Origin of the sequence: Shewanella morhuae (genome assembly GCF_003028295.1) — a bacterium.
Classification (GTDB): Bacteria; Pseudomonadota; Gammaproteobacteria; order Enterobacterales; family Shewanellaceae; genus Shewanella; species Shewanella morhuae.
The window spans coordinates 100,113-119,644 of sequence record NZ_PYSG01000002.1 but is presented as its reverse complement, the minus strand read 5'-3'; the positions used below and the strand labels follow the sequence as shown (position 1 = coordinate 119,644).

The 19,532-nt window shown below is 44.6% G+C and carries 14 protein-coding genes; 6 read left to right on the top strand and 8 right to left on the bottom strand.

The genetic code is table 11. The features are described from left to right. Window positions 1-9 precede the first annotated feature (9 nt). Window positions 10-300 (bottom strand): co-chaperone GroES, encoded by a 291-nt coding sequence (locus C9I43_RS01045; RefSeq protein ID WP_006086113.1) that lies wholly within the window; start codon window positions 298-300, stop codon window positions 10-12. Between the two features lie 225 nt (window positions 301-525). Here C9I43_RS01045 and C9I43_RS01040 point away from each other — a divergent pair, with 225 nt between their 5' ends. Beyond that, the gene (locus C9I43_RS01040; protein ID WP_076499061.1) at window positions 526-1,893 is read left to right on the top strand and encodes an MATE family efflux transporter; all 1,368 of its coding nucleotides are present in this window, start codon (window positions 526-528) and stop codon (window positions 1,891-1,893) included. Between the two features lie 46 nt (window positions 1,894-1,939). Here C9I43_RS01040 and C9I43_RS01035 read toward each other — a convergent pair whose 3' ends face one another. Both C9I43_RS01035 and C9I43_RS01030 read right to left on the bottom strand, forming a co-directional pair. Then, entirely contained in the window at window positions 1,940-2,917 is a 978-nt protein-coding gene (locus C9I43_RS01035) for a LysR family transcriptional regulator (protein ID WP_107881553.1), read from the bottom strand. Between the two features lie 211 nt (window positions 2,918-3,128). After that, on the bottom strand, window positions 3,129-3,716 hold the full coding sequence (locus C9I43_RS01030) for an FxsA family protein (RefSeq protein ID WP_107881551.1): 588 nt from the start codon (window positions 3,714-3,716) through the stop codon (window positions 3,129-3,131). Window positions 3,717-3,941: 225 nt separating this feature from the next. Between C9I43_RS01030 and cutA the strand changes: the two genes are divergently transcribed. From cutA to galK, 4 genes are all read left to right on the top strand, one after another. After that, entirely contained in the window at window positions 3,942-4,265 is a 324-nt protein-coding gene (gene cutA / locus C9I43_RS01025; protein WP_107883984.1) for a divalent-cation tolerance protein CutA, read from the top strand. Then, window positions 4,262-6,091 (top strand): protein-disulfide reductase DsbD, encoded by a 1,830-nt coding sequence (locus C9I43_RS01020; protein WP_107881549.1) that lies wholly within the window; start codon window positions 4,262-4,264, stop codon window positions 6,089-6,091. The genes cutA and C9I43_RS01020 overlap by 4 nt, the downstream gene beginning before the upstream one ends. Window positions 6,092-6,286: 195 nt before the next feature. Continuing rightward, window positions 6,287-7,951: a cation:proton antiporter domain-containing protein gene (locus tag C9I43_RS01015; RefSeq protein WP_076499070.1), complete on the top strand. Its 1,665-nt coding sequence runs from the start codon at window positions 6,287-6,289 to the stop codon at window positions 7,949-7,951. 295 nt (window positions 7,952-8,246) lie between these two features. After that, the gene (gene galK, locus C9I43_RS01010) at window positions 8,247-9,392 is read left to right on the top strand and encodes a galactokinase (RefSeq protein WP_107881547.1); all 1,146 of its coding nucleotides are present in this window, start codon (window positions 8,247-8,249) and stop codon (window positions 9,390-9,392) included. Between the two features lie 241 nt (window positions 9,393-9,633). Here galK and C9I43_RS01005 read toward each other — a convergent pair whose 3' ends face one another. The 5 genes from C9I43_RS01005 to C9I43_RS00985 all read right to left on the bottom strand — a co-directional run bounded on the left by C9I43_RS01005 (window position 9,634) and on the right by C9I43_RS00985 (window position 17,628). After that, window positions 9,634-10,038 (bottom strand): hypothetical protein, encoded by a 405-nt coding sequence (locus C9I43_RS01005; protein ID WP_107881545.1) that lies wholly within the window; start codon window positions 10,036-10,038, stop codon window positions 9,634-9,636. Window positions 10,039-10,365: 327 nt separating this feature from the next. Beyond that, window positions 10,366-11,367 (bottom strand): NAD(P)H-quinone oxidoreductase, encoded by a 1,002-nt coding sequence (locus C9I43_RS01000; RefSeq protein WP_107881543.1) that lies wholly within the window; start codon window positions 11,365-11,367, stop codon window positions 10,366-10,368. 313 nt (window positions 11,368-11,680) lie between these two features. After that, window positions 11,681-14,752 (bottom strand): efflux RND transporter permease subunit, encoded by a 3,072-nt coding sequence (locus C9I43_RS00995; protein ID WP_076499079.1) that lies wholly within the window; start codon window positions 14,750-14,752, stop codon window positions 11,681-11,683. Continuing rightward, on the bottom strand, window positions 14,752-16,005 hold the full coding sequence (locus tag C9I43_RS00990; protein ID WP_107881541.1) for an efflux RND transporter periplasmic adaptor subunit: 1,254 nt from the start codon (window positions 16,003-16,005) through the stop codon (window positions 14,752-14,754). Before C9I43_RS00990 ends, C9I43_RS00995 begins: the two co-directional genes overlap by 1 nt. 297 nt (window positions 16,006-16,302) lie before the next feature. Further along, window positions 16,303-17,628, bottom strand: coding sequence for a leucine-rich repeat-containing protein kinase family protein (locus C9I43_RS00985; RefSeq protein WP_107881539.1), 1,326 nt, complete (start codon window positions 17,626-17,628; stop codon window positions 16,303-16,305). A 187-nt stretch (window positions 17,629-17,815) separates the two neighbouring features. Between C9I43_RS00985 and C9I43_RS00980 the strand changes: the two genes are divergently transcribed. Then, on the top strand, window positions 17,816-19,270 hold the full coding sequence (locus C9I43_RS00980; RefSeq protein WP_107881537.1) for a LysM peptidoglycan-binding domain-containing protein: 1,455 nt from the start codon (window positions 17,816-17,818) through the stop codon (window positions 19,268-19,270). The last annotated feature ends 262 nt before the right edge of the window (window positions 19,271-19,532 follow it).

The window sequence follows — 19,532 nt, the reverse complement described above, 5'->3', positions numbered from 1 at the left end:
TGCTGAGGATTAACCCACTACTGCCATCAGGTCAGCTTCTGACAGGATCAAGACTTCTTGACCGTCAATTTTTTCTTTCTTCACGCCATAACCTTCGTTGAAGATCACTACGTCGCCCACTTTGACATCCAGTGGTTTAACTGTGCCATTTTCTAAAATACGGCCATTGCCCACAGCGAGGATTTCACCGCGTGTTGATTTTTCAGCAGCGCTACCAGTCAGTACTATGCCGCCGGCTGAGGTTGATTCAACTTCTAAACGCTTAACGATTACGCGGTCATGTAATGGACGAATATTCATCTATGAACTCTCCTAATGATTTGATGCCCTACAAACGAGCCGATTTGTGATTAAAAAAACAGGCACGTTAGCCTGCTCCTTTCATGTGTGAGATATGGGGCTGATGCTCTCCAGATCCAAGGGCATTTACAAAAAAAACTTCAATTTTTTGATGTCAGTTTTTTCAAGTGAGCACAATCCTGCTAGAATCTCGCCTCCGCTTGCTAATAAGGCACTATTTTCTCCATGAAAGACAGACACGGGCTGCTCACCGCGCCAATTGGTCGTGTACTGCTCAACATGAGCCTCCCCAACTTAATTGGTATTATGACCATTTTAGGTTTCAGCCTTGCTGATACTTTTTTTATCAGCCAACTAGGCACCGAAGCCTTAGCAGCCATCAGCTTTACTTTTCCGGTGACCTTAGTGATATCTAGTATTGCTATTGGGATTGGCGCAGGGGTATCAACTAATTTAGGTCGGCTTATCGGTTCGGGAAATGCCCATAAGGCAAAAGTGTTCTTACATGATGCCTTGCTGCTGACCTTTAGCTTAATTGCCAGTTTAGCTGCTCTTGGTAGCATCTTTATTACGCCGTTATTTCGCCTGCTCGGCGCCAACGATGACAGCTTGCCGCTGATCCACGACTATATGATTTTTTGGTATGTCAGTGCGCCGCTGCTGGTATTACTCATGGTAGGTAACCAAGGATTACGTGCCACTGGCGATACCCGCTCCCCCGCGATGATTATGACGCTGGCGGCGATTATCAATCTGATCCTCGATCCTTTACTCATCTTTGGGATTGGGCCATTTCCACGTTTAGAAATTCAAGGCGCGGCGATTGCTACATTTATAGCTTGGTTGGTGGCGTTATCTTTGTCGGGATATCTATTGATTGTTAAGCGTAAAATGCTCGAATGGACCACTTTTGATATCGATAGAATGCGTGCTAACTGGAGCACCTTAGCCCATATAGCGCAACCTGCAGCCTTGATGAACCTAATCAATCCATTAGCCAATGCCATTATTATGGCGATGTTGGCACATATCGATCACAGCGCGGTGGCGGCATTTGGTGCGGGTACTCGCTTAGAGTCGGTATTATTAATCGTGGTGATGGCACTGTCGTCGAGCTTAATGCCCTTTATCGCGCAAAACTTAGGTGCGGGGCAACCACACAGGGCGAAAGCAGCGCTATTGTTGTCGATAAAATTTATCTTTATTTTTCAGACCTTACTTTATATTCCACTGATTTTTTTAGCCGAACCTATTGCGCATTTATTCAGTACCGATCCGCTGGTCATCGAGTGGCTCAGTTTTTACATTTTAGTGCTGCCCTGCGCTTATGGGCCATTAGGGATGGTGATTATTGTCGCAACCTCGCTCAATGCCTACCATAGACCGATGAGTTCATTAGTAATTAATCTATGCCGTTTAGTGCTGCTGATGCTGCCATTGGCGGCATTGGGATCGTATATTGGCGATGTAAAAGGTTTATTGCTGGCTTTACCCATCACGAATATTTTAATGGGAGCGGCCTGTTATTGGTTAGCACTGCGGATTTCTGAGCCGACAAAGATCAGCGCCGCCCACACGCTTAATGAGGCATAACACTAACTTAGGTCATAACAGGGGGCAATAATACGTTAGCTCGATGCTAGGGAAAAAGCTGAACATCCTCTGAAAACGCTTTTCTAGAAGCGTTACACGTTCGACGCTTGTCTACCTCAGTACTCATATTGGTTGGTACACCATTAGGGGCTAACTCTTGCATAATATAATCAATAAAACGCCTGCTGGCCAAGCTAACATAACGCCTTGATGGATAAGCTAAAAAGCACTCACCTAGGTGGGCTTCTATCTCAGGTAATAATGTGATCAGCTCACCGTTTTCAAGGTGCTCAGCAACCACTTCAGCCGGTGCATAAACGATACCGCGCCCTTGCAGTGCAAACTCAACGGCTACTTCAACACTATTGGAGCAGAAGTTACCTTTCACTCTCACTTCTTGCTCTGAGCCTATCCATAATTCATTGAAAACTTTGCCATTAGATAAGCGAAATAAAGACACATTATGGGATTCAATTTCTTTCGGTGTTTTAGGTATACCGTGTACTGCTAAATATTGCGGGCTGGCATAAAAACGCAGTTCAGTCGTGAATATAGTGCGTACCACTAAATCTAGTGTATCTAAAGCAGGTTCAACCACAAAGGCGACGTCGAGATTGTGTTTGACCATGTCAACCGATTCTGAACTGTGGATCACTTCTAACGTAAGTTTAGGATGCATATCCATAAAGCTAAAAACGGCTTGCATTAAGGTTTTCATGCTATGAATAGGGAACATTTGAATACGTAAATGCCCACTGAGTTCAGCATCGTCGTTAGTCATTTCAAAAATGGTTTCATCGAGTTGAGCTAGAATATTCTGCGAGCGCTGGTAAAAATGACTGCCTGCTGACGTGAGCGTCATCGAGCGGCTCTGGCGGTGGAACAATTTAATATTCAGCTCATCTTCCAACGCCTGCAAACGCCGACTCACGGTCGATTTAGGCAAGTTAAGTAAATCAGCCGCTTCAATTAAACTACCGGTTTCAGCAATTCGATGAAATAGCGCTAAATCCTCTGTCTTCATTTTTACCTTAAACTCAATCTCATTATGTGAGACTGATGTTCCCAAAGCATTCCGTTTATTGCAACTAATTTTACTGCTATCTTCACGCCCTGTTATTCGAGTCGGCCATGCGGACTGGGTTATTTAACCATTACCCTACAGACCGACTCCGTGCTTTATCCCAAATGCTTCCCGGCGCGGCCGACCAGTCTCGATAACAGGAGCTGGTTGGTCATTTATTGTTAAGGTCTGTGTCTATCGGTTTATTCGTGATTTGATGGCTAGTCGGTTTGATATCACTAGCATCGACGTTATGTTCGGTCTTATCTTCAAAATCGCCCTCAAACACATTACCGTCTTTTTTAGCACTATCATCAAATGGTGCTCCGCTAAATGGGTCCTGCGGCTTAGGGCCAAAGGGACTTTGCCCCGCTTGAAAGCCACCCTGTAAACCTGCAACAACTCGTAATTGCATACGCTTAAATAACAGTGCCGCAATTGGCTTACGGGTGAGCGGCGTCAATAATAACAATCCTATGATATCAGTCACAAAACCGGGGATCACAAGTAAAATTCCTGCCATCGCTAACATCATACCTTCAACGATTTCTTGCCCCGGTGCTTCACCACGGGCGAGTTTTTGCTGTACTTGCATTAACGTACTTAATCCTTGGCTACGGACCAAAGAAACTCCAAGCACTGCAGTAAACAGCACTAAACCTATGGTAGTCCAAGTGCCTAACACCTCACCCACACGAATAAGTACCGACAGTTCAATGACCGGGATCAGCACAAACAGTAAAAAAATAATAAAAAACATACCGACCTCAGCTTTATCTGACTATTTCTGTAAACTAAATGGGGACTATCCGGTCTTAATTCAAGCTAACGTAATCAATGCAGTCTCTACAGGAGACAAACAACTGCTATTTAGCTCACTCTTTTGTGAACGCGCTAATGTATGAGACCATTAAAACACGTAAAGTAGCTTAACGGAGTTAGCTTAAGTGAATTTTAAGCGCCTTAAGAAATGAAAACTAACAGTATGCAGCATCAGTATTTAGTCGTTAGCACTACCTGTCCCGATGAAGTACAAGCTAATAGCTTAGCACGGGCGTTAATTGAATCACGTATTGCCGCTTGTGTGCATATCTCAGCTCCGATACGTTCCATATATACTTGGGAAGATAAAATCTGTGAAACACAAGAATTTAGCTTACAGATTAAATGTTTGCAGAGTCGATATACCGAGTTAGAACAACTTGTGCTTAGGCTTCACCCTTATCAAGTACCCGAAATTATTGCCGTGCCTGTGACCCACGGGTTACCAGCCTACTTAGATTGGATAATAGACAACACGCAGCCATGAAAAAACTACTCAGCCTTATTTTTACGTCTTTATTGTTCCTCACGCCCTTAGCCCACAGTGAAGGAGTTTTCGGTAATAAATTCGACTTCATGAAGAGTGAACCAGAATTGATGCCTGTCGATCGAGCTTTTGCCTTCGATTTCAAACAAGAAGGTAATCAGGTTAAACTCAATTGGGTGATTGCCGACGGTTACTATATGTACCACGACAAGCTTAAATTTAGCGTCAATGGCGCTGAGTTAGGCGCAATTGCGCTACCAAAGGGTAAGCCCCATAACGATGAGTATTTCGGCGAACAAGAAGTTTACTACACCTACGTGGATATTCCCGTAGGTCTAAAACAAGCCGATGAGAATGCCACGCTCACAGTCACCTTTATGGGCTGCGCCGAAGGTAAATTGTGTTACCCCCCAACAAAACGTGAAGTCGTTTTAAAAGCAGTCGCGGCCAATGACGGTTTAATTGCGGGAGCCAAAGCAACAGAATCAGCTGCAATCGCAGAGCCAAGCGCTAATAATAAAACTAATACGCAGCCGATTACTCAGCAAGATACGTTAAGCCAAATGCTATCAAACGACAGCTTGATTTGGACTTTAGTGATTTTCTTTGGTTTAGGGGTCGGCCTAGCATTAACCCCTTGCGTGTTCCCCATGTACCCGATTTTGTCAGGCATTATTGTTGGCCAAGGGCAAAAACTCTCCACCGCAAAAGCCTTCACGCTATCGATGGCTTACGTACAAGGCATGGCAATTACATACTCTATCTTGGGTTTAGTGGTGGCATCGGCAGGGCTTAAATATCAAGCGGCATTGCAACACCCAGCGGTGTTAGTGGTACTCGCCATTTTGTTTTTTGTACTCAGCTTATCAATGTTTGGCCTCTATGATTTAAAACTGCCATCAAGCTGGCAGCAGAAGATGAACTCAGTATCAAACAACCAAAAAGGCGGCAACTTAGTTGGCGTATTCTTTATGGGAGTTATTTCCGGTCTTGTTGCCTCACCTTGTACAACCGCACCACTGTCTGGCGCACTGGTTTATGTCGCCCAAACTGGCGACCTACTCCAAGGTTTCTTAGCTTTATATGTATTGAGTATGGGCATGGGCTTACCACTACTTATTATCGGGACTTCAGGCGGTAAATTATTACCTAGAGCAGGCGCTTGGATGGACATCATCAAAACTGTCTTCGGCTTCTTGCTGATTGCTGTGTCTATCGTAATGCTTGGTCGTATTTGGACTGGCGTAATATCCGATGTGCTCTGGTCACTGTGGGGCGTGAGCTTCACCGGCTACTTGATGCATCAAAACAAACTCAGCCCCTTTAATTGGAAACAAACGGTACGTTCAGTGCTATTAACTCTGATGCTACTGGCGAGTTTCTCCTACGGATTCCAAGCTGTAATGGCTCACTTTGGTTTTAATCATAATCCCGTAGGCACAACGGCAACCACCGAAGAAGCCCATGGCTTTAAACGCATTAAGTCGATTGAAGATCTTGAGCATGAAATCGCAGCCGCTAGCGCCCAAGGTAAGCCTGTGATGCTGGATCTATACGCCGATTGGTGTGTGGCCTGTAAAGAGTTTGAAGCCATTACCTTCAAAGATGCCGCTGTATTAGCCCGTATGAATAAAATCGTACTGCTACAAGCGGATGTGACAAAGAGCGACAAGGTGGATGTAGCTTTGCTCGAAAAATACCATGTACTTGGCCTGCCAACTTTATTGATGTTTAACGAACAGGGTGAGCAAAGGGAAGATTTACGTGTCACTGGCTTTATGGGCCCTAAAGATTTTGCTGCCCATTTAGATCATCTGGTTAAATAGCCACGACTGATTAACGCCATCGCTGCGGCATAAAATGTGTGGGCAAGGTCGCTCATACTCATTTAACCGACAGGCTATTTGCCGCAACACCAATAAAAAGCGGACTTTTTTCATTAAAAGTCCGTTTTTTTGTTCAAGTGTCATAGATTTCTTATACAATCACTGAGTATTTTGGACTTTTTGGATTAGAGCTTTATGGAACCTGGCATCCTCATCATCACACTTATTTGCGGCATGCTGGTCAGCCGAATAGGACTCCCACCACTTATCGGCTACTTAGTGGCAGGTTTTGTACTATTTGTACTCGGGATAGATAAAGAAAGCCTGCCATTATTGCAAGAGCTCGCCAATCTTGGTGTCACACTCCTCTTATTTGCCATCGGCTTAAAGCTGGATATCCGCAGCCTATTTAAAGCCGAAGTATGGGCGGGATCGAGCATACATTTAATGCTCTCAATGTTGATTTTCGTACCGATTCTTAAACTATTAGGTCTGGTGGGGTTAAGCCAACTGACCAGTCTAACCTTAGGACAACTGACGTTAATTGCTTTCGCGTTAAGCTTTTCCAGCACAGTGTTTGCGGTCAAAGTCTTAGAGGATAAGGGTGATGTGCAGTCACTCTACGGCCGCGTTGCCATTGGTATCTTGATTATGCAGGATATCTTCGCCGTCTTGTTTTTAACAATTTCTAAGGGCGATGTCCCTTCAGTATGGGCCTTTGCACTATTGTTACTTCCGTTTGCTAGACCGCTTATCTACAAAATCTTCGACCGTGTTGGCCACGGCGAACTTTTAGTATTATTTGGTCTAGTCATGGCGCTTGTGGTAGGTGCTTGGTTATTTGAATCCGTTGGCTTAAAACCCGATCTTGGCGCACTGATCATTGGTATTTTGCTTGCAGGCCATAGAAAGTCCTCCGAGCTAGCCAAATCACTGTTCTACTTTAAAGAGCTATTTCTTGTGGCCTTCTTTTTAACCATAGGGCTTAACGGATTACCAACGGTATTGGATGTCGTCCTCGCAGCGCTATTAGTGTTGTTGATACCGCTTAAGATTTTAATGTTTGTCTATCTTCTTACCCGCTTTAAGCTGCGCTCACGTACCTCTATGTTGGGCTCGTTTAACCTAGGTAACTTCAGTGAATTCGGTTTAATTGTTGCCGCGGTTGCGACCCATAAAGGTTGGCTCCCACCTGAGTGGCTAGTGATTATTGCCGTAGCATTAAGTTTTAGCTTTTTACTCGCAGCGCCGCTTAACGCCACTGTCGGTGATATCTATCAACGGTTCCAGCAACGCTTAATTAGACTTGAAAAACGCCCATTGCATCCAGAAGACAGACCTATCGCAATTGGCAATCCGCGTTTCTTAATCTTAGGTATGGGCCGTATTGGTAGCGGCGCCTACGATGAACTCAGAGCGCAATTTGACGGTGAGATTCTCGGTATTGAACACAAGCAAGATTTAGTTGATTTACATCGTTCCAAAGGCCGTAATGTTGTGCGCGGTGATGCTGCGGATACCGACTTTTGGGAAAAACTGGATAAAGCGCCAAATCTTGAATTAGTGCTGCTCGCGATGCCTCACCATACGGGAAATATGTTTGCGGTCGAGCAACTAAAAAAACTCGATTATCAAGGTAAAATCAGTGCAATCGTACAGTACAGTGATGACGCCACGGCACTCAGAGAATTAGGTGTGCACAGTGTTTATAACTTATACGAAGCCGCGGGTGCTGGTTTTGTTGACCATGTCATTACTGAGCTACTAAAGAACTCTGAAAAAAATGCGCCACAACGACCGCTGGCTGAAGATATTGTGCAAGTCACTGATCCTAAAATTAATACTGTGACCCATAGTTAAGCTCAAATAAATATTTTATTGCATTAAAACGACTCAATAATTTGCCGTACAGACTTGCAGTTAACACCTCTGCAATCTTGTACGGCAGCCAACTAATAAATTACAAATCTTTACAAATCAATACACTGTAAAAAAATCAGCGCTCTATTGATGACACATTCGCTACCTGTATCGGTTTTTACATTATTACCTATCGTTTTTTCATCACTAAATCGCAGTTACATAGCCGACTCAGTCGTGATATAAATCGAAGATAAGAACGAAATTAGCTCAGATTTTTGGAATTTTTCACAGCATGTCAAACCCTGCGCAGCGCGCCACTAAGTTATTTGTCCAAACCTTTGGTACTAAACCCGATGATTTATACCAAGCCCCTGGACGCGTCAATCTGATCGGTGAATACACAGATTATAATGACGGTTTTGTACTCCCAGCCGCTATTAATTTTCATACAGTTATTGCCGTTAAACGCCGTGATGACACTAAATTTCGTGCCGTTGCCGATGCATTTCCGGGGCAAATTAAAGAATGGAATTTCGGCCATGAAAGTAATATGGACCCACAGGACGGTTGGGTTAATTATCTTAAGGGTTTAACGGCGGCCATGGCGCAAACGGGCTTATTAGCTAAAGGGTTAGATTTAGCGATTGTGGGCGATGTACCTCTGGCGGCAGGTTTATCCTCATCGGGGGCGCTGGTGGTTGCTTTTGGCACGGCTATCAGTGATACCAGCCAACTGCATTTATCTCCAATGGCAGTGGCACAACTTGCACAGCGCGGCGAGCACAGATACATAGACTCTGCCTGCGGTATAATGGATCAAATGTGCAGCGCCATGGGCGAGCAAGATCATGCACTGCTAATCGATTGTTTAGATCTTGATAGTGAAGCAATACCCATTCCTGAAAACTTAAGTCTTATCATCATTGACGCACATATTGAGAAGCAACGTTTAGCCGCTACCAATCAACAGCGCCGTGACGAATGTGCACAGGCGGCCGAATACTTTGGTTTAGATGCGCTACGTCACCTCGATTTGCGCCGATTAGAAAGTGCAAAGGCTGATATAGATGAAGTGTTATATCGCCGTGCCAGACACGTCATCACTGAGAACCTTCGCACTCAAAGCGCTGCGCGCGCATTAGAGCAAAATAATATCAAAAAATTAAGTCACTTAATGGCACAGTCCCATGCTTCACTGCGTGATGACTTTGAAATTACCCTACCTGAATTTGATACCTTAGTTGAGATTGTCAGCCAAGTGATTGGCGATCGTGGTGGCATACGCATGACCGATGGCTGCGTGGTAGCCTTAGTTGATCATGAACTGACCGATGCCGTTGTTGCAGCAGTTGAGGGGGAGTTTTTAGATAAAACCGGTATCGATGCCACTGTCTATTTATGTTCCGCCAGTGCGGGCGCGGGGCGAATAGATAATTAAGTTATTGTATAAAAATAACAACTTAATAATGGCTAACGTGCAAGTTATGAAAAGATGAATAAGCCATAACGGCCAGACATTAACACATCATAGTGAGCGAATAGAGATCGTCAGTGCGGGTTTAAATAGTAAGAAATATTGTGGCGAGTATATAAAACCTGAGTACATAAAATGGTAAGGAATAAAATAGTGCTTATTTTATTCCTTACATTCACTGAGTTTTTAGGTCGCAGACTCAGTGTTAATCATCAAAACTGTCGCTCCAATCATCATCAAAATCAACACCAACGGCATCGGCTTCAACTTCTGGTTCAACTTCAGGCTTTGCCTTACGTGCAGGCGCAGTTTCCTTAACATTGTTGAGGTCAATACGGGCTTGATGCTTACTCATGAATTCGGCTCGCGCCGCCTTCCATGCACCACTAAACTTAGTCTCAGCCGCTTTTAACGCTGCATCATCCAAGTCATAGAGATTCCCTTTAACGATATCTTCTACATACTCAATAATCGCATCACGATCAGTGTTATATAAGTAGATGCGGCCGGGAGAGGCTTCAGGCAACTGATTATCATGGACGACAATCACGTTGCCTTTCGATGTTCTCAGCTCACCATACCAAATCTGTTTCTTTGCTGTGTTATACATATATGCCAATACCCTTAAATCAACACATACACTATGAGTTTTTTAGGTTGAATAAGCTAAACATCAATTGCTTTAAACCACTAATAGCGCCGGAAAATATCTGACGTTTTCAAGTAGGTATTTTTACAGAAAATTGCCGAGAATCAATGCCTCAAACCATGAAATTTTCACTTATTTTGCATTAATTTCAATCAAAGTGCTGAAAAGAAGTTGCCCTTAACGACTTTAGCCGAAAAAAACGGCACGGCAAGTTTTATTCTTATCGTAAAATCATCAAAGCGCGCACTAATCGACCAGTGATTATCGACTGGTCTGTTTATTTTATCGTCACACTAAGGTTAAAACGATCTTTCCACGGTGCTCACCTGACTCCATCAAAGCATGTGCTTTAGCCGCATCACTTAATGGAAAAGTGGCAAAAATATGCGGCACTATTTTATGGGCATTTAATAATGGCCATACTTTTTCAAATAACTCAGCGGCGATGGTAGCTTTGGCCTCTACACTTTGTGGTCTGAGCGTTGAACCCGTCCACATAATACGCTTTGCCATTAACCGAAAAATTTCTACCTCAGCCTTAGGGCCGCGCTGCATTGCCACCGACACCATGCGTCCGTCCATCGCTAAGGCTTGTAAATCGAGATTAATAAAATCGCCACCGGCAATATCAAATACAACGTTAACGCCTTTATCTTGGGTCAGCGTCATCACAGGTTCAACAAAGTTCTGAGTACGATAGTTAATCACCTCATCAGCGCCTAGACTCAAGCAATAGTCACGTTTTTCATCATGTCCAGTGGTGGCAATAACCTTCGCGCCTAATGCACTGGCTAGCTGAATTGCCGTACTGCCAATACCGCCAGAGCCGCCGTGGATCAGCACAGTTTCACCGGCTTTTAGCCCCGCACGTATAAATAGGTTGCCCCATACGGTGAAAAAGGTTTCGGGCAGTGCAGCGGCCTGCACATAGCTAAAGCCAGTTGGAATAGGCAAACAATGGGCTGCATAGGTGAGCACGTATTCACCATAACCACCGCCCGGCACTAAGGCACAAACCTTGTCGCCAATTTGCCATTGGCTCACGCCGTCACCAAGGGCACAAATATCCCCAGCAACCTCAAGCCCAATGATAGGCGATGCCCCTGGTGGCGGTGGATAAGCACCGACTCTTTGTTTGATATCAGGCCCATTCACCCCTGCCGCATGCACACGGATCAAGACTTGGCCCGCACCAGGTACAGGCAAAGGTGAGCGTGATAGCTGCATCACCTCAGGGCTACCGGGTTGCTCAACATGAATATGAGTGTAATCACTGGGTAAAGCTGACATAAAAGCTCCTTTGAGGATGGCACCTTTGCTTAATAACAGATTGTGATGGATTAACCGTATGAGTCTAATTATCGATATGATAGATGTGCATCTTGATACGCTTAAGCTAGCGTAATTTCAAACCAAATAGCCATCATTATTACCCATTTTTGATAAATTTCAGCCCACTGGCGTAACAATCAGCACAGCAAACCGAATAGATATCATCAAGAGTGTAATGCCGTTTACCCGACCACATCACTTTCAGCCCTTTCTGCGTGGCTAAATCAGAGTTAAAACTGAGTTAAACTCTTTAGATTTAGCCACACACGGTTTAGGCTAAGCGTAATTTAGCGAGTACATCTTTTTCTTTAAGTTCAGCCATTGCGACATAGGCCACTGGCACCACAAATAGTGAGAAAAAAGTGCCTGTCAGTAATCCACCAACTAACACTAAACCAATATTGGCTAAACCTAAGGAGCCAGGTCCTGAAGCCAGTGCTAAAGGTATCGCACTTAAAATCATCGTCAGCGAGGTCATTAAAATTGGTCTTAAACGAGATTTAGCACTGCTGAGCGCCGCTTCAATCGCATTCAAACCTTGAGCCTGTTGTTTATTTGCAAACTCCACCAGCAAAATGCCGTGTTTTGTTACCAGTCCCACTAAGGTGAGTAGACCAATTTGTGAGTAGATATTCATGCTCTGGCCGAACAAGGTTAAGGTCAGCAATGCGCCAACAATACACAAGGGTACCGTCAGTAAGATGATTAAGGGATCGACAAAGCTTTCAAACTGCGCGGCCAAAATCAGATAGATAAACACCAGTGCTAACAAAAATAACGACTGAGTGCCCGCTTGTGAATCCATTAAGTCCTTCACCACCCCATTGTATTTAAAACCTTGGGCATCATTGAGTAACAATGGCAATTGCTCGTCTAAGTAGGTTTTAATTTCATCGGTAGAATACCCGGGCATAATATCTGCCGTCAGCTCGGCGCTATCAAGGCCCATAAAGGTTTTAATGTTCGATTCTGCTGTTGTTTGCTTAATCGACACAAATTGCGATAAAGGTAAGGCTTGTCCTGATTCGGAGGTGACATAAAGCTTATTCAACACACTGAAATCACTAAGTTTGTCTAGGTTGACTTGTACCTGTATTGGATAGGTAAAGCCATCTGTGGCATGTAAATCCGCCGCCTTTACCGAGCCAAGGAAGGTCGAAAGCGCATTTGTCACGTCGCCATAACTCACGCCCGAAAGAATAATCGCGTTGCGATCGATAGATAAATCGTAGCGCAGCTGATCACGCAGCACAGAGTTATCCACGTTAGTCACTCCAGAATAGTCCTCGAGTAGTTTTTGCACTTTGGCGGCTGTGGCGTTGAGTTCATCTTTGTTACGATCTAAGGTTGTCAGCTCTAAACGTAGATTATTGGCAATGTTGAGGTTATTGGCTGAGCGAATGCTAAAGGACATATTATAGGCAGAAACACTTGCCTTCGATTTAGTCATCAAGTCATTAATAACATCATCGATATTTTCACTGCGTTCACCCCAAGGTTTAAGCAGCACATGGTTCACGGGTTCGCCCTCGATATAGGACAAGTTCGCGCCAACGGCAGGATGATCATCCATCACGCCATTAAGCTCAGCATTGTGATTAAGGTGATACTGACGCCCCACGCCTGTAGGGCCATTCGATGCCACATCGATAAAGCCAGAATCTTCCGCAGGCAACAGTATTTTAGGTAATTGCCAGTAAGCGATACCGGCAAGACCGACAAGCACCACAGCGGCACCGAACATTAAGCGTTTACGGGCAAACCACTTTTCCAGCTCTTTAATATATAAATGATTTAATTGCTGTAGCGCATTTTCGACTCGGTTAAACCATTGCGGCTGCTGCGCTGTGGTATTGATAAGATACGCACTCATCATCGGTGATAATGTTAGCGCTACCATGCCAGAGATAATTACTGCAGCGGCTAGGGTGAAGGAAAATTGTCTAAATAAATCAGCGGTTAACCCTGACATCAATCCAATCGGTAAATACACCGCCACTAAAGTTAGCGTCATGGCAATGATGGGGAAGATAATCTCCTGACACCCTTTAATCGCCGCGTTAAAGGGTGTTTCACCATTTTCAATATGCCGATAACAGTTTTCAACCACCACAATGGCATCGTCCACCACTAAGCCAATGGCCAAGATAATCGCCAGAATGGTCAACACATTGATGCTAAAACCTAGGGCCGACATCACTGCAAACACCCCAATCACACACACAGGAATGGTAATAATCGGGATTGATGCCGCTCGTAGGCTGCCCAAAAATAACACTACGACCAAAGAGACTAAAATCACCGCCTCAATCAGTGCAAAAAATCCTTCATCAATAGAAGCCTCAATAAAGTCAGCCTGATTATAGGCCAAGGTCATTTCTAACCCTTGGGGTAAATGCTGTTGCATGCGCGCAATTTCAGCCTTAATGTTCACCGCGACTGTCACTGGGTTTGCATTGCTCAAAGGTAAAATCTGCAGTGACATCGCACTGTGCCCACCGATAGACAACATACTCGGCGACAGACTTTCTTCACCCATTACCACATCGGCAACATCGGCCACGCGGATAATCTTGCCCTCGCTGACTTTGATCACTAAATCTTTCACATCATCCAGTGTTTCAACTTGATTCAACGGATTAATTGAGAAATCCCGCGACTTACCCTTAATTGCCCCCGAGGTAAAACTGGCATTATAAGCACCTAAAGTACCCACCACATCGGCGGCCTTAATGTTTAACGCCTTCATTTGCTCAGGATTAAGCCAAACTCTCACCGCCTTTTGTGAACCACCATACGGCCCCCATACGGCACCAACACCTTGAACTTGCTTAAGTTGCGGTACTAACTGTTGGCTAATGTAGTCATACATAGCCTGCTTTTCCATGCCGCCTGCGTTGACAAAAGTGATGATATTACTCGCAGCATCTGTTGCCGAGGTATCGTCGGTAACGGTGGGCTTATCTATCATGCTCTGGGGGAAATCGTTGATCCCTTCAACGCTGCTACGTAACTTATTCATTAAGTTGGTGTATTCGATATCACTGGTATCGTCATTGAATTTAATCGTTAACGAGCAGCGCCCTTCGCTACAGTCGGTCGACATAGTATCGACCTTATCAATACCCGAAGCCGCCGCAATGAGCTTATCGGCCACATTGCTCGACATAAAATCGGCACTCGCTCCTGCAATCGAGGCATTAACAGAAGCTGAGTGGGTAGTATGCTCAGGAAAATATTGAATATCGAGTTTTTGAAAGGCGATTAATCCCAGCAATATCGCCATGATACTCAGAACTGAGGCAAAGATAGGGTGACGGATACAGACTTCGGGTAAACGCATTATTCAGCCTCCTCGGTCACCGAGTTCGCCGCGGCAGTTGATTTGCTGTGTGAGTCAGCTTTTGATGCTGGTATTGGCTCATCTTTGGGTTTAGATGCTGACTCAGCCTTTGAAGCAGGCTGGCTATCTTTAAAGTTCTTATCTTGCACGACTTTGATCTGGCTATCGGACTTAATATTTTGCATGCCCGTTTTCACGACCAAATCGCCTACAGCTAAACCTTCGATGACCACTGCATAACCGTCGTTAGTATTTTGCGCGAGTTTAACCACTTGCTTGACTGCGCTATCGCCGCGCACTAACCAAACAAAGCGCTCGGCATTATTCGCAATAATCGAATTTTGCGGTACTAATAAACGTTTGATACCACGGCTATAGTACTGTTTGATATTGGCGAACATACCGGGGGCAAGTTTAAATTCGGGGTTTTCGAGGGTGGCGTGAATATCCACTCGGCCCGAATTAATGTCAACGGCGGGCGCCACATAATTCACCACTCCCGTAAAAGTTTTATCGCCGTAGGCTTCCACGGTGACATCAACCTCTTGGCCTTTTTTCGCCTTACCAAAATCATGCTGGCTAATGGCATAACGGACTTCGACGGGATGTAGGCTATACAAGGTGACTAATGCAGTCGCTGCGCCAATTTGGCTGCCAATCGACTGACTAAAGCTGGTTAACTGGCCATCGAAGGGAGCTTTGATCAGGTAATCGTTCATTACCGCTTGCTTTTGCCTAAAATCGGCATCGGCCAAATTAACATTTTCCCTCAGCTCATCCACATCTTGCTTGGCAAGTGCAAACGGCTCTTTAATCAACAAATCTTCAATACGTTCGAGCTTAGTTTTAGCCAAGGCTAACGTGCTTTTGGCCTTATCTAAATCAGCCTTAGCTTTAACGTTATCTAGCTCGGCAATGATTTGCCCTTTTTTAACCTTATCGCCATGGTTAAAGTGAATCGCGCTAATTTTTTCGCTGGCACTAAAATTCAGTACGGCTGAATCAATGGCATTGATTTTACCAACTTCTTTCACTGTATCGTCAAAGGCGGTCTCTTTTACCGCCTCTACGGTAACCGGGATAATATCAACCTTGTCAGCTGCCACCGCCGTTAAGGAGTTTAAGGCTAGCAGACTGGTTATAAAAAAGGTTACAGGAGCGAATAAGGTGGGTTTTAAATCCTGATGGGAATGGTGTGTTAATGAAATATCGCAAGCAGTACGCACTTGTGTAGTCGCTAGTTGTGTAAGCATAGTTAATGAAACCTATCGTTTTTGACTATTCAACGGACATCCTATCCGACAGCAGCTCACCGGATTGAACCCAAGATTTACCCAAATCACCTAAAGTGGCTATTTCAGCATTTTGAGATTATTTGGGTATACAGCCTATAGGCATAATCCGCGTGAGCGCCAGTAAAAATGCCATCACACATTCAAATAAAACAATAAGTTAACCATATAGGCAACAGTCAAAACTTAAATCACACACAGGAAAAATAAACGCAACAAAATACCAACAAATGTAAGGCGACAGCATTGTACAATTAATCAACAGTTTTCAAGTTGATGTTTAATTACAATAAAACTGGGACGTTGGTGAGCATCTTCCAGCATACACTGGCTTTTAATCGCACCGAGCTTGGCATACTTATCAAGGCATATCTGCGTATCCACATAGGCCAAGAGATCCTCAATCAAGCAGCCTAGCGCACGTACTTCAATGGCCTGTATCGCTAAACGCGCTGCTGCCGATAGATTACCTAAGTTCGACGCCGCACCAAAATCACCAAATAACAACTGCATCTGCCGATTAACCATAATGTTATGGGCATACACATCGCCGTGACTCACCTGTTTGGCGTGCATGTGCGCCATTGCATCTGCTAGTTGATGGGCGACTTTGACGACCTCATCCACGCTAAATTGAGTGCCGACTTTAAAGGTATCGCGGGTACAGGTCTGCAAACTAGGGGGCAAACCTAAGTTGCTAAATCCAGGAGGAATGAGCTCCATGACTATACCTAACTGGTCTTTTTGACTGATATGCGCCACAACCTTAATCAAACTTGGGTGATCGCCCGTTGTAAGGCAGCAATCAAGCTCATCGGCAGGGTAGCCATCGCTAGTCACTTCGCCCTTAAAAAGCTTGACCGCAATTTGTGCCGTACCGGTTGCGGTTATCATGGCCTGATTGATCCAATCACCGCGATAAATCACTCCCGACGCACCTTCGCCAAGCTGTTCTGCTAACTTAATATCAGCCAGCGTCACGTTAGCCACGGTCGTCACATCACTATGGGGGTCTACCAATGTATGGCTAAACGGATTACCCGCAAAGGCGAGCCAAGTGAGCTTAGGCAGATTGAGTAACCAAGTGGGCAATGCTTGCAGTTGATTAGCAGATAAGCGCACTAATTCTAAGTTACGGCAATGCTCCATCGACTCCGGCAGAGTCGTTAATCGATTGCCCGCTAAGGCTAGCTTTTGTAAGCGATACAAATCCCCCATAGCCGCAGGCAGCGTCTCAATCTGGTTATCCGTTAAAATTAACCAACGAGTTTGTAAGGGTAATGCTGTTGCTGCAACTGTGGTGATTTGATTCGCCTTAAAGCCAATCATCTCTAAATTTGCACAGCGTCCCAATGCCTCAGGCAACTGCTCAAAGCGATTATTAGAAGCGAAAATGATCTTTAAGCGCGATAAACGGTGTAAATCATCGGGTAATGTACTCAGTTGGTTATTCGACAAATCGAGAATTTCAAGCGTATCGGCTAAGTCAAAAATCTCCCGAGGAAACTCGGTTAAGTTCTCAGTCAATTGTAAACGAGTAATCCCCTGTAACTGTCCTGCCCTTAATTGCGCTAACGTCTGCACTGTATTACCCCAGTCAATGAAAAAACGCGGCTATGGTAGCGTATCCACAGGTAAATCTAAACGAAATATCAGTACCCAAACGGGTCTTGGGTTGGCGTCAAAACCGTGTAGATCTATCCAGAAACGTGAAAACAGATTAGCATGTGCCTCAATATGGAATGCTAGGCTACTCAATTACAGGACTATTATGCGGACACCATTTCGCCAAACGCACTCTTTCACTGTGCTCATGCTGACCATGCTGATGGCCCTACTAACAGGTTGCGCTGCAACATCGGCAAGCCCATCAGCAACAGAATTCAATACCTCAACAGACAATGTTCAGCCAGAACTGAGCAACGCAACACCACACACGGCCAAAACACCACCACCGCCAGTCGTTGAGCAATACAGCGATGTGTGGGCAAAAATTCAACATGCGAATACGATTGACGTCCACGATGATGCCGAAGTACGCAAGCAGCGTAATTTTTTCGATGACAAACAAAGATTTATGAATCAAGTGGGTGAACGCGCCGAACCTTTTTTATATTATATTGTGAGTCAACTCGAAGCGCGCAACATGCCATTAGAATTGGCGTTATTACCGATTGTCGAGAGTGGTTACAATCCGCTGGCTCAAGCCAATGGTCCAGCTGGACTGTGGCAAATGATCCCCGCCACTGGGCGTAATTTTGGCTTAACCATTAATTCTGCCTACGACGGCCGTAAAGATGCACTCGCATCTACTGATGCCGTACTCGACTATTTACAGCACTTATACGACACCCTAGATAAAGACTGGATTAACGCAGTTGCCGCCTACAACACCGGCGAACTGGTAATTAAAGCCGCCATAGACAAAAACAAAGCCAAGGGCAAACCTACAGATTTTTGGTCACTGGGCATTCCAGCTAAACGCGTACAAACAGTGCCTAAGTGGCTGGCATTTATTCAAATTATTCGTGCGCCAAATCATTACGGCCTAAAAATACCCACGATTGATAATCGCCCCTTTTTAGATCGTGTTCCCGCTCCCAATGGTGTGGATATTGGTCAGATAGCCGATGCTGCAGGACTGAGCAAGGCAGAGTTTAAAATCTATAACCCAGGCTTTCGTCAGGGAGTGATCCCAAGTAAAGGGAAATACCAAATCGCTCTACCTCTGGAAAACATAGGCCAGTATCAAGAGAATCACGATAAACTCTACGCTCAAAAACGCTATGACAGCCAAAGCTACACGGTCAAATCTGGCGATAGCCTAGGCTCTATTGCGGCTAAATTTGATATGTCAGTAAAAACATTAAAACAAGCGAATAACCTGACCTCCGACCGCCTCAAAATTGGTCAAGAGCTCACGCTATTAACGCCGATGGTCGCAAATGACAATGAGCCTGAACCTGCTAAAGCGAGCAGCAGTAAAGCCAACGCGAAGGCTGATACAAAAGTCAGCAGCAAATCATCAGCCAAGGTTAAAGCCGCCACCTCAAAATCAGCTGAAAAACCTGCGGCAAAAGCGACAACCTACAAGGTAAAATCCGGCGATTCGTTGGATAAAATTGCTCGTAAAAATAAGGTTAAACTGGCAGATTTAATGAAGTGGAACCAGCTTAATGCCAAGAGCATCATTAAGCCTGGCCAAGAGTTGAAAATAATAGACTAAACTTAAGTGGCAGTTATCAAAAAATAACACTGCCAGCTAGAGATACTAAAATGCCGTTCACCTTAGGTGAACGGCATTTTTTATTTCAAATATATGGGTTTCTTATTTCTACCATTAAAACAAGATCGAACTTGTTTATGAATTAATGCTAAGCGCACTATTAACGTAATCGGCAAAGAAGGGCACAAGCAATACAACATATCCCCCGTAGTTTACTACCACAGGGGATAAAGCACTCTATTATCAATCTACTATTCTATAA